General features: G+C 46.1%; 8 protein-coding genes. All 8 read right to left on the bottom strand.

All coding sequences use genetic code 11. From position 1 onward, the window contains the following. Positions 1–61: 61 nt before the first annotated feature. On the bottom strand, positions 62–4,393 hold the full coding sequence (locus MADE_RS09635) for an alpha-1,6-glucosidase domain-containing protein (RefSeq protein WP_041912887.1): 4,332 nt from the start codon (positions 4,391–4,393) through the stop codon (positions 62–64). A gap of 83 nt (positions 4,394–4,476) precedes the next feature. Further along, a complete protein-coding gene (locus tag MADE_RS09630; RefSeq protein ID WP_012518369.1) occupies positions 4,477–7,527 on the bottom strand; it encodes a TonB-dependent receptor in 3,051 nt (1,016 codons plus the stop codon). Between the two features lie 290 nt (positions 7,528–7,817). Then, positions 7,818–9,338 (bottom strand): tryptophan halogenase family protein, encoded by a 1,521-nt coding sequence (locus tag MADE_RS09625; RefSeq protein WP_012518368.1) that lies wholly within the window; start codon positions 9,336–9,338, stop codon positions 7,818–7,820. A 128-nt stretch (positions 9,339–9,466) separates the two neighbouring features. After that, a complete protein-coding gene (locus tag MADE_RS09620) occupies positions 9,467–12,283 on the bottom strand; it encodes a TonB-dependent receptor (protein WP_012518367.1) in 2,817 nt (938 codons plus the stop codon). Between the two features lie 328 nt (positions 12,284–12,611). Continuing rightward, positions 12,612–13,484 carry a succinate--CoA ligase subunit alpha gene (gene sucD, locus MADE_RS09615; RefSeq protein WP_012518366.1) on the bottom strand — a complete coding sequence of 291 codons (873 nt, stop codon included), beginning with the start codon at positions 13,482–13,484 and terminating at the stop codon, positions 12,612–12,614. After that, positions 13,484–14,650 (bottom strand): ADP-forming succinate--CoA ligase subunit beta, encoded by a 1,167-nt coding sequence (gene sucC, locus MADE_RS09610; RefSeq protein ID WP_012518365.1) that lies wholly within the window; start codon positions 14,648–14,650, stop codon positions 13,484–13,486. The genes sucD and sucC overlap by 1 nt, the downstream gene beginning before the upstream one ends. Positions 14,651–14,802: 152 nt before the next feature. After that, positions 14,803–16,314 (bottom strand): 2-oxoglutarate dehydrogenase complex dihydrolipoyllysine-residue succinyltransferase, encoded by a 1,512-nt coding sequence (gene odhB, locus MADE_RS09605; RefSeq protein ID WP_012518364.1) that lies wholly within the window; start codon positions 16,312–16,314, stop codon positions 14,803–14,805. Between the two features lie 9 nt (positions 16,315–16,323). Beyond that, entirely contained in the window at positions 16,324–19,143 is a 2,820-nt protein-coding gene (locus tag MADE_RS09600; protein WP_012518363.1) for a 2-oxoglutarate dehydrogenase E1 component, read from the bottom strand. Position 19,144 lies beyond the last annotated feature (1 nt).

Genomic DNA, 19,144 nt, shown 5'->3' with positions numbered 1-19,144 from the left:
TACCAAAATAAAAAACCGCGAACGATGTCGCGGTTTTACCATTTTTTCATAACGAGGTCGTTTATTTCATCGTTATCGTTAACGTTGGCGCATTTCCATCAGGGCCTGACACTTTAAATTCATAAAGCCCAGACTCCGCAACCTCAATCATTAGGTTGTTGTTACTGCTACCCAATATTTTCGGCTCACCGGGAATTACGATATTAGTCGCTGAATCATTGGGGTTACCAAGATTTACCGTTGACCAGTCTTCAGAGGCAACCTTGAATTCGATGCTTCCTGCGCTTAATTCAATATCCGCGGTGTAAACACCTTCACCTTGATAGGTAAACATATCTACCGCTCCCCAACCGTTCATGCCGCCGCGAATATAGACCTCTGTGGCTCCCCAGAATGCTTCTTTAAATACACCAATGGTTGGCGCATCTAAATCTGTGACGTTGAATACGAACACATAACGGTCGGCGTTTTCAATATTCAAAATAAGATTGTCGTTAGTAGCGGCTAGCCCCAGAGTCTGACCAGGCGCAAGGTTGCGATCTGAATCATCGGCTGATATCGCACCGAAGTTCACGGTACTCCAATCTTCTGAAGCAACCTTAAACTCGTAAGTCCCTGGCTCAACATCACGAGAGAAAGCGTAAATACGTCCGCCTTGGTACGCAAACTCCTCAGCCGTACCCCAGTCGTTCATTGCACCACGAAGATACACTGGTGTGCCAACATAGGGCTCTTCGTTCTCTACCATAAGGATTGGTGCTTCGCTATCAGTCGCATCAATAGTAAACAGGTAGGTCGCGCTCGTCGCTGGTGTAAATGAAAGGTTGGTATTAGTACGTGCAAGAACCTTTTCTTCGCCCGCTATTACTGTACCTTCTTCACCATCCGCTGCGCCAAAGTTCACTGTACTCCAATCTTCCGAAGCAAATTTAAACCCATAAGTCACGCCGCCCTCAAGCGTAGCAGTAACCGTGTACTTACCATCACCTTGATAAGTAAACGCATCATCAGTCGACCATCCGTTCATATCACCGCGAAGGTAGGCTACCGTATCACCGTAAGGGACAACATCTGGAGCACCAGAGGTCGCAAACGCTGATAATCCATAGCCTTGGGCACCAGACTGAGGCTTCACAAACACGGCAATAGTCAGTGCTGGCACAGTAAAGGTACCGTTGCCGTCTTCACCTTCTACAAAATTTGCACCACGAACCGTCGCATCTACCGAGCTCATTTGTGTTGGGTGAAGTGAAAAACCAGTGGCGGTGTTAACCGTTATCGACTTCTCTTCATATCCTGTATTTACCAAGACCATAACCGCATCGTTCATCATATCGAGATCTGGACGAGACACTTCGCTATTTTCAGATACGCCATCGTCTATACTCATAGCAATTAAGCCGCGCTGCTGGCGTTCACCGATATTGTGGAAACCAATGCGGTCAATAATATCATCAGCGGTAGTGAGCCTAAATAATGGGCTGGTCATGCGAATATTAAGCAACTCAGCAAATACATCTGAGGCAAAGGTAATGTCTGACATCGAGGCAGCACGGGCGGGGTCGTATATAAACTCTCCCATTTCTTCCCAGCGGGCTTCGTTGTCCTGAGCTAAGGGTAAGCCTACGTTCCAGTTGTTGGTCTCGTAGGTAAAATCGACGTAGTTAAACCAGTCACCCGAGTCATAGGTGTTTCGGTCCATTGATTTAGAGCGAAGCAAGTCGCCGCCCATTTGTAGAAATGGAATGCCCTGCGAAACAAGGTTGATACCCATAGCCACATTTTGTGCGCGTACGCGCTCTTCTAAAGTGATGTCTTGTGGAAGTGTATAGTTTAATTGGTCCCACAGTGTTTCATTATCATGCTTTGACACATAGTTAATGATATCTGCCGGGTCTTCTGCATAGCCGCCCAAGTTACTTGTCGCACCAGCACTGCCCGAGGACGTTTCCAAAACATAGTCTTTTAACGTTCCGATCATGCCCATTTTTACACGGTCTTGCGCGCTTAATAGCCCTTCATCTTCCGGCCTAAAGATAGCACCTTGGCGAATAGCTTCGCGAATACGGTCGTTATAGGTACCAATCTCGGTACCAGCCATATTGAGCTGGCTCGCTTGCTCGTAACCGCGGTCTATTTTAGTCCAGCCTTCGCCATAAAAGTAGTTATCTTCGTCGATAGCTTGAACCGCATCACGCAAGCGTACCATAGTGTCTTTTGTAGCTTGGCTCATGATGTCGAAACGGAATGAATCATACTTATAATGCTCAGTCCACATCAGCAGCGAATCTTCCATGAACTTTTCCATCATGACATTGCGAGGCTCTGTGTCATCACAGCACGTTTCACGAACAATCGCACCAGTATCCACTTCATAACGGTGATAGTAGCCCGGTACCGCTTTGTCTAATACTGACTTACTGAAAACACCAGACGCATTGGTATGGTTATAGACTACATCAAGTGCAACACGTAGCCCCATCTCGTGAAGTGCTTGGATCATGGCGCGCATTTCTACAATGCGTTCTACACCCTCTGCACTCGACGCATAGCTGCCTTCCGGCGCGTTAAAGTGATGAGGATCATAGCCCCAGTTGAATGTGTCGACGTTGCGTAAATCGTTGGTTAACTGTTGTGCTTTGCCTGCTTCAGACAAGGGGTCATAGGCGTTGTAGATATCTATAAGCAACGTATCGCTACTTTCTTCCTCGCATACAGCGGCATTGCTATTTAGGCGGCACAACTTCCCTACGGTGTCATATAAATCTACGGTTTTCGTTGGGTCTTCATCTATAGTCGCAATATCGTTGGCAGGAAGGATGTGAAAATACGTGAGGCCGGCTTCCACTAACTTTTTAAGATGCTCCACAGGTGCAGTGCCGTCTTCGGTAAAAGCTAAGTATTTACCGCGGTTTTCTTCTGAGGTAGACATATCGCGCACGCTAAAATCGCGAACATGCCCTTCATAAATGACCGCGTCTTCGTAATTATCAACCGTAGGAATAGCGTGAGTATCCCAACCCTCTGGTTTCAAATCCTCATCGGCTAAGTTAACAAAGCGAGAAAAACGACCGTTAGTGCTAAGTGATACTGAATACGGGTCGGTAACGAGTAACGTTTCTATGTTACCTGTATTTGGGTGGTATACGGTAACCTCATAACGGTAAAGTTGGCGGTCAAGAGACATGTCTCCTTCGTATCGCCACACGCCCGATGTGTCATCACGCACCATATCAAGACGCTGACTTAATGTCTTGTTGTCGTTATAAATCAGAAGATCAACATTTGAAGCAGTAGGCGCCCATAATGCGGCAGTAATACCTGTATCAGAGTAGATACCACCAAGTTGAGCTTCGTCGGCATCGTCTTCACCGAGCGTATATAGTGCGTCTATTCCGTTAGCCAGTTGGATCCCGGTCGCAACAACAAGCGCACCGTCAGCATCGTAACCCCCTACTACGGCTTGTGTCGTCAACACGGTTTTCGCATCTTCAACCGACCAGTCACCTTCCCATGCCTGCATAGAAGATAAATGCGGTACACGAGCAGATTGCTCTTCGGTAAGTGTTGTACTCATTAGAGCTACTTCAGTCCCGTTGATCCCCTCTTCCAGCGTGCTCTCTAAGTCAGCCTTTGCTGAGTAGTGTAACTTAACTTCTGCAACGGTTTCAGGCACGTCCCATAAAATGGTGTTAGCGTCTAACCAATGTGCGCTAAAGCCTTCTATATCGACTGGCTGAGGTCCCAGCGACATAATCGGAAACTCAAAAATTGTCGGCTCACCAGATAAGGTGAAATTCATGCGAACAAAGGTGTCGTCCTCTTGAACCAGCGAAGCTTGGAAGTCTCCGCCCCCCATTTCTTTTCCGGCATCGTCAGTGCCTTTGTGGATGATGAAATTGTGGCAGCTTCCATACCCGTCTTTAAGGTCTAGAATCCAATACGCACCATAGTTTGGATCGATACCGCTATGAATGCGACCGTTGGCCCAATCCGTGTCTGCGTCAGCATAAGCATCACACTCGTCATTGTTCCAAGTATGTAGTCTCCAGCCTTCATAAGCTGCATCGTTACTTGAGTTATCAGCGTCAACAGCAGCCCGATTATAATAAAGTACAGCTTGATTAGATGAAGGGGTAAATACAGGTGCAGGTAAACTGGGGTCAGCACCGGCTTCACATGCATCGTTCGCTTCATTAGGTACGAGCGGCGCATCGCATTGAATAGGTGGTGGCGGTTCACAAGCCGTACCTGTTGAATTAGGTACATTTGGAACCTCACAGGTAAGCAAATCGTTGGTGCCCGACTCTACGCCCGAGCCACCGCAACCTGCAAGTGTATATGCGCCTACTACGAGTAACGCAGCGCGCACTACTCTTTTTTTAGTAAACATAGAATTCTCCTGAATATTTTCGCTACTTTTGGCAACCGAATATTCCGTCGTGTTGCTAAATAAATTACCTAAGGTGCTGTTTTTCATAGTTGATATGTCATCCCTAGGTAATATTGCGTGCCAAAGTACTGAATAGTGCCGGTTTGCTCTTCTGACGCGAAATAGCTCTTCGTTGGTTCGTCAGTGAGGTTATTAACCTGAAACAATACACTCCAATTTTCGCTAATTTCGTATGACGCTTGGTAGTCAATCACTAATTCATCGTCAAAGTTAACCACCTGATCATTAACAGCAACTTGTTGCGAGACAAAGGCATCGCGATAACGACTTGATAAGCGGGTTTCAAAGCCTTCGTACTCCCAAAAAACGGTTAGCGTAGCTACGTTTTCAGACAGGCCTGGTAAGTTAGCAGCGTATACACCATCGCCAAGGGTGCGCTGAATTTCACTTTCGGTGTAGGAGTAGCTTGCGCTTACGCCCAGCCCAGACAACATGCCTGGAAGCATGCTATATATTTGGGTATAAGCGACCTCCAGCCCCCTGATATAGCCACCTTCTGCATTATTAACTGCGGTGCTGTAACTGCCATTTTCGGTAGGAACAGTCACAAAGATAGGGTCGCCGTTTTCATCCCGTGCAAGCTCAGCCTCCTGACCGCTAAACTCTGGTGTCAGGTAAACGGGTACACTTACGTTATCAGGAATAACAATGCCGTTAGCTTCGAAGTCATAAGGCTCTATTTCAATGTCTTCAACAAACGATTCAATATCTTTATAGAAGCCAGCGATAACTAATGCACCTTCCGTATCTGAGAAATAGTATTCCCACGACACGTCGTACTGGGTAGCGTAGAAAGGTTCTAAGTACGGGCTGTTTCGCGCATTCCCACTAACTCTTGCGGTAGGATTAGACAAGGTAATCTCACCAGAGTCTCTGTCTTGGAAAGCGGTAACCGTTTCAATAGTAGTAGATGCATTCGCAGCGAAACGGTTGATAGGCGCCCTGCCCATCACCTTCGCGGCTGCCACACGAAGCTGAGTATCATCAGTAAGTTTAAAGTTCAGGTTAATTGAAGGCAAAACGTCAGAATATTCGTGACTTATCAACGCTGGGCGATAAAAGTTATTAATTAACCCTACGTCGTCGGTAATGTTTTGTGCACCAGCCGTAGGGTCACTAACTTCAACCGATGTTCCGGTCTCTAGGTCTTCAATTAACTGAGTCGCACGCTGTAGCGTCGTTGAACTTTGTTTACTTTTAACGTAACGAACACCAACATTACCTGTAACAGGAATACTGCCAATTTCTGTATTAATGTTTGCCATTAAATAAGCAGAGTTCACCGTCTCAAATACATCACCACTCTCTTGTAGCGTCCATGCTGTAGCAGGTCCAGTACCGGGGCCATTAATAACGCCTGCCGCACCAGGCCCCCATGTTTGAACAGGCTCTGGTCGACCGCCAGGAAACCATGCGTTTAGTGCACTGTTTAGGTCGACAGAAAGATAACTTGGGAAATAACCAAAATCACCGCTCCAGTCAACTTGCTCGACCATATCCGACGTTAAACGAAGTGGCGGTTCGCTGACTGAAAATGCACTGTCATTGCCGTATTCAAACACCGAGCGATCATTGTTATATTCACGGTCTGAATAGCGATAGCCAAATTCAAAGCCAGAAATGATAGGCACGTCGACGTAATACTGAAAATCAACACGATAGGCATCTAGCTCATCTTTATTTTCAAACGGATAGATACCGTACTTACTCACCATGACTCGGTCTAAATCAGTAAAGGCATCAGTTTGGTTAAAGCCAATATCAGGCAGATTTAATCCGTTTAGCAAATAGGATATTTGTACGTTTTCGTCAAAAGCTGGGTTTGCTGCTGTGGCGTCATCACCGACAAGCGACCATAATAAGCCGTTTCTAAAGTCACTTTCTGCGCTTGAACGGGATACGTCAAACTGTACGGATAAGTCCGGAGAGATTTCCCAAGCCGCGTTAACGCCCAAGTTGGTAACACTGTCAAAATCTTGATTGTCGTCGTTAACAAGTTCAACGCGGGTAAAGCTGTTATCTGTGCGTGAGAAGGTCCCGCCAACGACATTATTGTTCACCACAACCGGGTTGGTAATACCCGCATTAATTCCCCCTAGTTTTACACGAAAACCGCGGGCAAACGCTTCTGAGTCAAACTTAGAAATGAAGGCATCAGCTTTTAATGTAAAGGTATCGATAGGTGCCCACTCAAACGCGGCAACATAACCATCACGGGTCTCTTCCCCACCTTTATGCTGCATTTCAAAGCCTTCTGAAATGAGTTCACAATTTGGGCACTCTGCTGGGCCGTCTGCATCCCCTTCAAGACCATCAACATCAACTTGGCCGTTATAGGCTAAGCCGATGAATTGCGTAGAAACGCTAGGCTGGAATAAACGGGCATAGCCCAATGACACACCTAGCGTATCGTCTAAAAACTTGCCTTGATATGAAAAGCTCAGTCTGTGGCCGTATTCTGTGGCATCGCTTATCTCCGATGCCCTGTCATTGTACATGCCACGCATGTTGGCGCTGAATTTATGCTGCTCTTCAATGGCAAGGGGCGAAGCAGTTTTGAGCTCTACCGTACCGGCGATGCCGCCTTCAATAAGCGATGCCTTTGGCGACTTGTAAACCGCTGCTTCACTGATTAGCTCAGACGGATATTGGTCAAATTCAATGGCGCGACTCCCGCTGGTCGATACCTGCTCTCTACCGTTTAATGTAGAAAACACAAAGTCACCGGATAGACCACGAATGTTTATCTGCGCGGCTTGCCCTCCGGTTCTTACTGCAGAGATACCCGGCAAGCGGGTCAGTGCATCCGCCATCGACACATCGGGAAGTCCGCCCAAATCGTCTGCAGATATTTGTTCAGAAACCGTATCAGAGAAGCGTTTCTGGTTTAGTGATTGGATTAAGCTGGTACTAAAACCACGTACTTCAATACGCTCTAAGGTATCTTCTTGTGGTCGTTCAACTTCGTCTATTGAGGTGTCTGGAGACTCTTGGGCATAAAGAGGAGCTGCGCTAAACGCGACCCCACTACTTATCAAGGCCGCCATGATAGTGCTGGGTTTGAATGTTTTCATTGGTGTCCCATTCCTTGTTTATTATCGACACTTTTAGGACTACCACACCCAAAAATGCCTCTTATGGTTCAACACCAAATACTACTGTTTTGTATAAAAAGGGAGCAATGCTGTGCATACGTATTCATTTACACCAGCGCAACATATTTTTAATTTACCAGTAAAAAACCAGCGTAATTGTACCAATTCATCCTTAAAAACGAATAAAGCAGCCTTTTGGCTGCTTTATCCTTTACCTGTTTAGTTAGCTAATGCGTTCGTTCGCAGCACTTCTAACCATATGAAATTATTCAACTCATTGCGCGCTTATACTTTGCAACCATCCCATTTATATATTCGTCATGTGTCGGCAACTTAGCAATGGGCTCTTTTTTGATTTCCAACAACCTTGTTAACATTTGATTTAACTGAACTTCAGGCACACTGTTTACCAGACCGTGATAATCCTTAGGAGTAATCCCCTGACCGTACAAGACCTGTAGCCATGAGCTTTCAAGGAATAGATCATTTTGTTCTCGTAGCAGATTTCCGCTTTCTTTAAACAACGCAATTTTATGTGCAAGGGAATCGGGTAAAGTAATATTTCGCATATCATTGAAAAAGGCGCTATCGGTTCGCTCATTTACGGTGTAATGCAAAACAAGAAAATCTCGGATTTGTTCAAATTCTAATTCAGACTGCTTGTTATATTCCGATTCCAAGCTTGGAGCAAAACCGTTGTGGGGAAACAACTGAATTAAGCGAACAATTGCAGATTGAATGAGGTGAATACTGGTAGATTCAAGTGGCTCTAAGAATCCACTTGATAAACCTACTGCTACTACGTTTTTGTACCATTGCTTACGTCGTCTGCCCGTCGTAAACTTTATCAGTTTAGGGTCGCCCAATGGTTTGGTATCTAAGTTTGACAACAAGGTGTCACAGGCCTGATCATCACTGATATAGCGTGAACTATATACGTGGCCATTACCATTTCTGTGTTGCAGTGGGATCCTCCATTGCCAACCCGCATCGTGGGCAATAGAGCGCGTGTAAGGCGCGGTTTTTTCATGTCGCTCAGACGGTACAGCAATGGCACTATCACAAGGAAGTAAGTGAGACCAATCGTCGTAACCAGCGCCCAGCGCTTCCTCTATCAATAGCCCCTTAAAGCCCGTGCAATCAACAAATAAGTCCCCTTCAACCACGTCCCCACTTTCTAAGTGAAGTGCTTGAATAAAACCGCTGTCGGTAAAACGTTGAACACGTGAAATTTTACCTTCTTTGCGTACAACCCCCATATTTTCACTCAGCTTTCGTAAATACTGAGCGTATAAACTGGCGTCAAAATGATAGGCGAAAGGTAGCTCAACGACTGGGTCTTTGGCATTAATCTGCGCAAATCGTCCCGCTTCAGCGGCATGGTAATTTAGGTCAAAATCCCACAGGTCGGCTTTTAGGCCTTGCTGGCGCGCCTTTACCCAATAGTGATGAAAATGACAAAACGCCATGCTTTTGCCCGGCGCACCAAAGGTGTGATAGTAGCTTTCACCCTTCGTTTTCCAATTTTCGAACCGTATAGCAAGTTTTATCGTTGCTTTAGTATCATGAAGAAACTGTGCTTCGTCGATACCTAACACTTGGTTTACTAGGCGTATTGGGGGGATGGTAGCTTCGCCAACACCGACCGTACCAATCGCTTCAGATTCAACCAGAGTAATATCAACTGCTTTACCCAACACCTTTTTCATTAATGATGCAGCTAGCCAACCTGCCGTTCCACCGCCGGCAATCACTACACGCTTTATCGGTTTATTATGAGGATCTTGCATAAACTTCTCGCAATTCGTACCAAAAATTTTGAAGGGTTCCTTTCATACAAAAAGAAAAGCCACCATTTGCTCTCTTTTAGCACAAGCTAAAACAAAAAGCAGCAGGTGGCTTTACACACACGAAGAAATTAGAACTTGTAGTTAAATCCTAGCAAGTAGTTCGTTCCATAAGTTTGGAACTGCGTGATTTGACGGCCGTCAGCCGCTGACGCTTGAATATCATCTTCATCGGTCAGGTTCTGTGCTTGTAAAGTAACACGTAGGCCTTCTAGATATTCGATACCAGACTCGCTAAAGTCATAGCCAATTTGCGCATCAACAAGCGTACCGCCTTGCTTCGTTGCATCAACTAACGCAAGACTTGTACCTCTTTCTTCAGTTAGGTACTGATCGCGTTTTGTTGCCGCAAGACGGAATTCGAAACCAGCATTCTCATAGAAGAAAGTCATACTGTAAGACTCTTCAGATAGTCCAGGAATACGTGTTTCAGTTTGACCCGGAGCCGCGTCAACTTCACCATCCATAAAGGTTGCACTTGCGAACAAACCGAAGCCTTCAAGTGAATCATGGATCATATCAAATGGAAGTGAACCTTGTAATTCGTAACCGCGAACAAAGCCTTCGAACCCATCTAGTACACTGCTTACTTGACCTGTGAACAATACAGGAGTTTGACCTTCAGAGCCCTGATGTAGCTCAGGAATATAAAACTCTGTGAAATCAGCCACAATTGACGTGCTGCGGTGCCAGTTTTTAATGTCTTTATAGAAGAACGACACAGCTACATAACCTGTATCTGCAAAGTAGTTCTCATAAGCTAGGTCAAACTGGTTAGCTTCAAGCGGACGCAATTCAGGGTTACCAGCACTACCACCCCATGGACCATTTTCAATGTCAGGGCTAGTGATTTGGTTATCGTTGAACGAGAACGTAACCTGAGTATTTGGACGCATGTCATCCATACGCGGACGAGAAATAACTTTGCTCAAGCCCAAGCGCACAAACTGGCCCTCAGCCACTTCTGCTGAAAGGTTAAGTGTGGGAAGAACATCTGTGTAGTCTGCGCCACCTGTTACAGGGCTAGCAATGGTGTAACCATCGCGATCAGACGTTGCAGAGAAACCTGTCGATTCTTGATCTGCACTTACTACTTGAAGGCCTACGTTACCGCGAACCCAAATATCGCCAACTTCCATTTCCAAATCTAGTTTGGTGTAAAGGGTAAGTAGCTCTTCATCAACGGTGTAAGTATCACCTAAGCGATCGTTTTGAACGCGGCTTGCATCGCTTTCAATGTAATAACCACTTTCGAAAAGACCTAGCGAGTCGTACGCTAACACGCCGTCAATTCCAATAAAGTTAAGGTTCGTTACGCCTAGCACTTCAGGAATAGCAGCATTTCCAGGATATGAAGGCGCTGTTAGGTAAGCACCGTTATTGTCTTTAGATTTAGAGCGGTCAGAATATACAACACCAGCAGATAGGCCAGTTACCACACCCCAATCTACATAGCCTTTAACGTCGAAACGAAGGGTATCAAGCTCTTCTTCGAAAAGCGGCTGGTTTACGAAACCATCCTGTGCATCAGACTCAAGTAACGGACGTGCGCCCCATGCTTGCGGACCTGCAAGGCTAATAAGTGTTGGGTCGGTAAGGTCAACCGGTGCAATAGTTGGGTGGTCAGAGAACATTACACCAGAAGATGTCATTTCCCAGCTACGTGCAGTAATTGGACGGCCTTCAGTACCAGCACGACCTACACCTGAGTAGCTTTCTACATCGACAATTTCTTTTTCAACTTTACCGGTAGAGTAATCAAGCTCTAGTGTCCAAGAGTCGTTGATTTGGTATTCAGCATTAATGCCTACTGTGGTTAGGTCTGCTTCTTGACGACGCGCATCGTTACGTACAACGCTATAGAAACCATCAGAGTAACCGCTGGTTACCAGACCGTTTTCAACACCAGTGATAGTGTAAGCGCTTGTACCCCACTCTGCACCGCCTTCTTCAAGACCACGGCGTACATCGTCTTCAACGAAATCGATATAAAGCGCGTCAAGTTGGATATTGAGCTTGTCGGTAGGCGCCCATTCAACAACAGCGGCAATTGAGTCTCGTTCTAGCATTGCTGAACGCTGGAATGAATCGTGACCACCAAGAACTACTGTACCTTCAGGAACTTCTACAGGGTCTAGGTCACGGCGCTCATTATCAAAGTTCACACCCGCATAACCCCAACCGCGGAAGTGTTGCTCCTGACGCGGAGACTCCATGCTCGCAACAGTTAACGCTAAACCAATCGTATCGTTGGCAAATTGATCGACAAAGTTTACAGAAATGCGGTGACCGTCGTTGTCAAAATCTGGGTTTGGAGAGTCTTCAGCATTCTTTTCGAACGTGCCGTTTACGGTAAACGTGCTTTCTGCCGTTAGAGGCTTAACCGTTTGAAGGTCAATTGAACCACCGATATTTTGGGTAGTCATGCCCGCTTCTGGTGTTTTGTATACCAGAATGTTTGAAATGATTTCCGTTGGATAAAGGTCAAACTCAACCCCACGGTTATCACCCATACCTAGAAGTTCACGACCGTTTAGTGACGTACCAACGTAGTTCTCGTTAAAACCACGAACAGAGATACCACTTGTACGACCGTTACGACGTTCACCAGTTACACCAGGAAGACGTGCGATTGATTCTGCAATACTGGTATCTGGTAGCTTACCAATATCTTCTGCTGATAACGCTTCAACAATTGAGGTGTTATCCATTTTGATTGCTTGAGCACGCTGTAAGCTGCCGCGAATACCGCTCACTTGAATTACTTCAAGATTTGCTTCATCAACAGCATCAGTGTTTGCATCTTGTGCAAATGCTGGTGCACTGCCAAACGCCATACCGCCTGAAATAAGCGCAGCTTTAATTAGGTTGGGTTTAAATTGTTTCATAAAACGGGTGTCCCATACGGTTATAGTTGTTGTCTTTTTGTTGTTCTTATGACAATTAAATGACAATACATCTCGTCGGCATAATGCTATAGAGGACCTAGGGTTTGCACAATTGCCTGCATACGTATTCAATAAAATTTGTGCAACACGCTGTTAACAAAGGATACGCAGGCCTTTATGTAATTTAACAACACAATGTGGATTGACCGGGGCTTTTACGGCAGATAGTTGTAATTTTGTTACATGCATTTCAGCAGAGTTGTAAATAAGCGCGCACAAAAAAGCCCGCTTAAAGCGGGCTTTTATCACAAAATTGTTAAGCGTTAGCTTACCAACCTGTAGTTTCGCGAAGCGCTTTACCGATTTCGGCAAGTGAACGTACTGTTTTAACGCCTGCGTCTTCTAGTGCCTTGAATTTCTCATCAGCAGTACCTTTACCGCCTGCGATGATTGCACCAGCGTGACCCATACGCTTACCCGGAGGAGCAGTAACACCTGCAATGTAAGAAACAACTGGCTTGGTTACATTAGCTTTAATGAACGCTGCTGCCTCTTCTTCAGCAGTACCGCCGATCTCACCGATCATAACGATAGCTTCAGTTTGTGGGTCGTCTTGGAACATCTGAAGGATGTCGATGAAGTTTGAACCAGGAATTGGGTCGCCACCGATACCAACACAAGTAGACTGGCCGAAACCTTCGTCTGTAGTTTGCTTAACCGCTTCGTACGTAAGTGTACCAGAGCGAGAAACAATACCTACTTTACCAGGCTTGTGGATGTGACCAGGCATGATACCAATTTTACACTCTCCAGGAGTGATAACACCTGGGCAGTTTGGACCAATCATGCGTACGCCTTTAGCTTCAACGTATTCTTTAACGTAAAGCATGTCTAGCGTTGGAATACCTTCAGTGATACATACGATTAGCTCGATACCCGCATCTGCAGCTTCAACAATTGAATCTTTACAGAATGGCGCTGGTACGTAGATTACTGTTGCAGTTGCACCAGTTGCTTCTACCGCTTCACGTACAGTATTGAATACTGGAAGACCTAAGTGCTCAGTACCGCCTTTGCCTGGTGTTACACCACCAACCATTTGCGTACCGTAAGCAATTGCTTGCTCAGAGTGGAATGTACCCTGACCGCCAGTGAAACCCTGGCAAATTACTTTAGTATCTTTATTAATTAATACAGACATTATTTGCCCTCCGCTGCAGCAACAACTTTCTGTGCTGCATCAGTTAGCGATTCAGCAGCAATGATATCAAGACCTGAGTTCGCTAGAACTTCACGGCCAAGCTCTGCATTGGTACCTTCAAGACGTACAACTACTGGTACTTCTACGCCAACTTCTTTAACCGCACCGATAATACCTTCTGCGATCATGTCACAGCGTACGATACCACCGAAGATGTTAACCAATACCGCTTTAACATTGTCATCAGAAAGGATGATTTTGAATGCTTCAGCTACACGCTCTTTAGTCGCGCCGCCACCAACGTCTAGGAAGTTAGCTGGCTTGCCGCCGTGTAGGTTTACGATGTCCATAGTACCCATTGCAAGGCCAGCACCGTTAACCATACAACCTACGTTACCGTCTAGTGCAACATAGTTTAGTTCCCACTGAGCTGCGTGAGCTTCACGGGCGTCTTCTTGCGAAGGATCTTGCATATCTTTCAGCTTAGGCTGACGATATAGCGCGTTACCATCGATACCTACTTTTGCGTCTAGGCAGTGTAGGTTACCGTCAGTTTTGATAACTAACGGGTTAATTTCGATAAGTGCAACGTCAAGCTCTTCAAACATCTTAGCTAGGCCAAGGAAGATTTGAGTGAATTGCTTAATTTGAACGCCAGAAAGACCAAGAGCAAACGCCATTTCGCGTGCTTGGTAAGGCTGAGGACCTACGATTGGGTCGATTTCAGCTTTAAGGATCTTCTCTGGGGTTTCTTCTGCAACAGTTTCAATCTCAACGCCACCTTCAGTAGATGCCATAAATACAACGCGACGGGTTGTACGGTCAACTACTGCACCAAGGTAAAGCTCGTTAGCGATATCTGTGCAAGATTCAACTAGGATTTTGCTCACAGGCTGACCGTTTTCGTCAGTCTGGAAAGTCACCAAATTTTTGCCAAGCCAGTTTTCAGCGAAAGCGCGAATGTCGTCTTTGTTTTTAACTAGCTTTACACCGCCAGCTTTACCGCGACCGCCCGCGTGTACCTGACACTTAACTACCCACTCTTCTCCGCCGATTCGGTCAGCGGCTTCTACAGCACCTTGAGCAGTGTCTGCTGCGTATCCTTCAGAAACAGGCAAGCCGTATTCTTTGAATAGCTGCTTACCTTGGTATTCATGCAAATTCATGGTGTTTCTATCCGATTTTTAGTAAGACAAAAGCCGCAAATGCGACTTGATTAGTTTGACTGATATTATAGGGCAAATATCAGCGTTGCGTTAGGTGCTAAGCAAACTTACGCATGCGAAGCACCCAACCACAATTCCGCGAGATGAAAACCTTAAACGTCTAGTAATAGACGTGTTGGATCTTCTAGCATCTCTTTAACGGTTACCAAGAACCCTACCGATTCTTTACCATCGATAATACGGTGGTCATAAGAAAGCGCTAGGTACATCATTGGTAGAATTTCTACTTTGCCATTAACTGCCATTGGGCGATCTTGGATTTTGTGCATACCAAGAATTGCGCTTTGTGGCGGGTTAATGATTGGTGTAGACATTAGTGAACCAAACACACCACCGTTGGTGATTGTGAAATTACCACCTTGTAGTTCAGCGAGTGACAGCTTACCGTCACGGCCTTTAAGTGCTAGTTCCTTAATTCCTTTTTCAACACCCGCCATACCCAGTGTGTCAGTATCTTTAAGTACTGGTGTCACAAGGCCACGCGGTGTAGAAACAGCAATCGATACATCGAAATAGTTGTGATAAACGATGTCATCACCGTCGATAGACGCATTAACTTCAGGAAAACGCTTAAGCGCTTCAGTTACGGCTTTCACGTAGAAAGACATAAAGCCAAGACGAATACCGTGACGCTTCTCGAAGCTTTCTTGATACTGCTTACGAAGGTCCATAATAGGCTTCATGTTGACTTCGTTAAACGTAGTCAACATTGCCGTTGAGTTCTTCGCTTCAAGAAGACGATTAGCAATTGTTTTACGAAGACGCGTCATAGGTACACGCTTCTCTGTACGGTTACCCGTTGGCAATTCCGCTGGCGCTGACTCAGTTGATGCAGGCGCTGATTTTTGAGCACTGTCACCACCTTTAAGATACTTTTCAACGTCCTCTTTAGTGATACGGCCATTTTTGCCCGTACCCTTAACTTTAGACGCATCTACGCCTTTCTCAGCTAGGAGACGACGTACAGATGGGCTAAGCGCATCGCTGCTTTCGTCGTTGTCATCACTCTCTTCTGAAGACGCTGGTGCTGATGCACCGCCTGCAGCGCCTTCAACAAACTTGGCAATAACTTCTTCAGCTGTTACTGTTGCACCTTCTTCAGCGATGATTTCTGCAAGAGAACCATCTGCAGGCGCTACCACTTCAAGTACGACCTTGTCAGTTTCAATGTCAACCAAGTTTTGGTCACGAGACACCGCTTCGCCTACCGCAACATGCCAAGTAGCAATAGTTGCATCAGCAACAGATTCTGGAAGAACAGGTACTTTCACGTCAGATGCTTTGCCAGAAGCCGCTGGAGTAGCTTCTTCTTTAGACTCTTCTTTAGACTCACTCTTAGCTTTCGGCTCAGAAGCTGCAGCTGCGCCGCCCTTCTCTAGCTTTGCGATTACTTGCTCGCCTAAAACTGTTGCACCCTCTTCGTTTAGGATCTCACCAATTGTACCGTCCGCTGGCGCCACAACTTCTAAAACCACTTTATCAGTTTCAATATCAACCAGGTTCTGGTCTCGTTTAACTGCGTCACCGGCCTTAACGTGCCAGGTTGCAATGGTGGCATCGGCAACTGACTCAGGTAGAACCGGAACTTTTATCTCAATTGTCATTACTGTTCCTTATTTAATTGTGAGTGCGTTTTCAACCAGGGCTTTCTGTTGCTGGTTGTGAACGGATACATAACCTACTGCAGGTGACGAGGATGCATCACGGCCTGCATATGTTAATTTCGCACCATCTGGAATTGCTTGCCAGAAATGGTGTTGGCTACAGTACCAAGCGCCTTGGTTTTGAGGCTCTTCTTGACACCAAACCCAATCTTTTACATGGCTGTATTGTGCCACAACTTTAGCGCATTCTTCTTGTGGGAATGGATAAAGTTGCTCTAAACGGATGATTGCAACGTCTGTTTGCTCATTTTTACGTCGCTGGTCTAACAAATCGTAGTAAACCTTGCCCGAACACATAACAACACGCTTCACGTTCTTCGGATCAATGTCGTCAATTTCATCTATCACGTTGTGGAATTTACCTTCCGCTAGCTCTTCTAACGAAGATACCGCCATTGGGTGACGTAATAATGACTTAGGCGACATGACGATAAGCGGTTTACGCATTGGGCGAACCACTTGGCGACGAAGCATGTTGTATACCTGTGCAGGTGTAGAAGGCACACACACTTGCCAGTTGTGATCAGCACACATCTGAAGGAAACGTTCAAGGCGTGCAGAACTATGCTCTGGGCCTTGACCTTCATAACCATGTGGAAGTAAAACGGTTAGACCACACAAACGGCCCCACTTTGCTTCACCTGAACTTAAGAATTGGTCGAATACAACCTGTGCGCCGTTAGCGAAGTCACCAAACTGGGCTTCCCAAATGGTCAGGCACGTTGGCTCTGCCGTCGCATAGCCGTATTCAAATGCCATTACTGCTTCTTCCGAAAGCACAGAGTCGTAAATTTCAATTTCACCCTGACCTTCACGAATATGCTGCAGAGGCATATACGTCGATGCGTCTTTTTGATTGTGTAATACCGCGTGACGGTGGAAGAAAGTACCACGGCCAGAATCCTGACCCGTAATGCGAATATCTTCGCCGGCGTCAACGATAGTGGCATAGGCTAAGTTTTCAGCCATCCCCCAATCTAACTTCTTCTCGCCTGCAACCATAGCCTTACGGTCTTGGTACAGCTTATTTACACGAGACTGAAGCTTATGATCTTCAGGAATAGTAGTGATTGACTCACCTAGCTCTTTAAGCTTCTCAACTGAAAGTGCGCCATCGTAAGGCGTATCCCAGTCGTGTCCAAGATATGGAGACCAGTCAACACTGTGCTCGGTCATTGGACGCCACTCTTCTACAACACAAGCGCCGTGATCCAACGCTTCACGATACTCTTCAAGGTAGCGGTCTGCATCCCGTTGCTCAATTACGCCTTCAGCTATAAGTTGGTCAGCATATAGCACACGCGGTACAGGGTGCTTTTTAATTTTTTGGTACATCAACGGCTGCGTTGCATTCGGCTCATCCGCTTCGTTGTGACCATGACGACGGTAACAAACAAGGTCAATTACCACGTCTTTCTTAAACTTGTTGCGATACTCAAGCGCAAGCTGTGTAACAAAGGCAACCGCTTCTGGGTCATCTGAGTTAACATGGAAAATTGGCGCCTGCACCATTTTCGCGATGTCGGTACAGTATTGCGTTGAACGGGTATCTTCTGTTTTCGACGTGGTAAAGCCAACTTGGTTGTTTACCACAATGCGAACGGTACCACCCACAGCAAAGCCGCGAGTTTGTGACATATTAAAGGTTTCTTGAACTACACCCTGACCCGCAATAGCAGAGTCACCGTGGATAGTTATTGGCAACACTGTGTTAGTGTCGTTATCACGACGTGCTAAACGAGCGCGTACCGACCCCATAACTACCGGGTTAACAATTTCAAGGTGAGACGGGTTAAACGCTAGCGCTAGGTGAACATTGCCACCTGGCGTTGCAAAGTCTGAAGAGAAACCGGCGTGGTATTTCACGTCACCCGCACCTAGCGAGTCGTCGTGTTTACCAGAGAATTCGTCAAACAGTACTGACGGGTTTTTACCCAGTACGTTCACCAATACGTTCAATCGACCACGGTGAGCCATGCCGATAACCACTTCTTTGGTACCCGCAGTGCCCGCTTTTGTGATCAAGCCTTTAAGCATAGGAATTAGCGCATCGCCGCCTTCTAGAGAGAAACGCTTTGCACCTGGGAATTTAGAACCCAAGTATTTTTCCATGCCGTCGGCCGCAGTAAGACCTTTAAGAATACCTAACTTCTCATCACGAGAAATTTCAGGCTTGGCCTGAACAGATTCTATCTTTTGCTGTAACCAACGCTTTTGTTCAGTGTCGGTAATGTGCATGTACTCTGCACCGATAGACCCGCAGTAAGTTCTGTTAAGCGATTTAAACAGTTCTCCAAGTGGCATTGACTCTTTGCCGATAGCATAAGAACCCACGTTGAAAACCGAATCGAAATCTTGCTCAGATAGGCTGTGGTGAGAAAGTTCTAAGTCGCGCACACGCTCTTGCTGCCATAGACCAAGTGGGTCTAAGTTTGCGTGTTGGTGACCGCGGAAGCGGAACGCGTTAATTAACTGAAGGACTTTAACTTGCCTGTCGTCTGAGACATTAGCAGAAGGAGAAGACGGACTAGACATGCGGGCGGTTGGCCCTAACGCAGCAAGTTGCCTAAATTGATTCTTAATAGTTGTATGATTGGTTTCTAACTCTACGCCATCGACTTTGGGGAGGTTATCGAAGATTTGTCGCCAATTTTCAGAGACACTTTGCGGGTCTTCTAAATAGGTTTCATACAACTCTTCAACATAGGCAGCGTTGGCACCTGCCATGTGCGAGGAATCCCACCACGCTTTCATCACGCTTTCTTGCATT

Origin of the sequence: Alteromonas mediterranea DE, assembly GCF_000020585.3 — a bacterium.
GTDB lineage: Bacteria > Pseudomonadota > Gammaproteobacteria > Enterobacterales > Alteromonadaceae > Alteromonas > Alteromonas mediterranea.
Note: the sequence above shows the minus strand (reverse complement) of the source record. Positions and strands in the feature narration are given on the sequence as shown.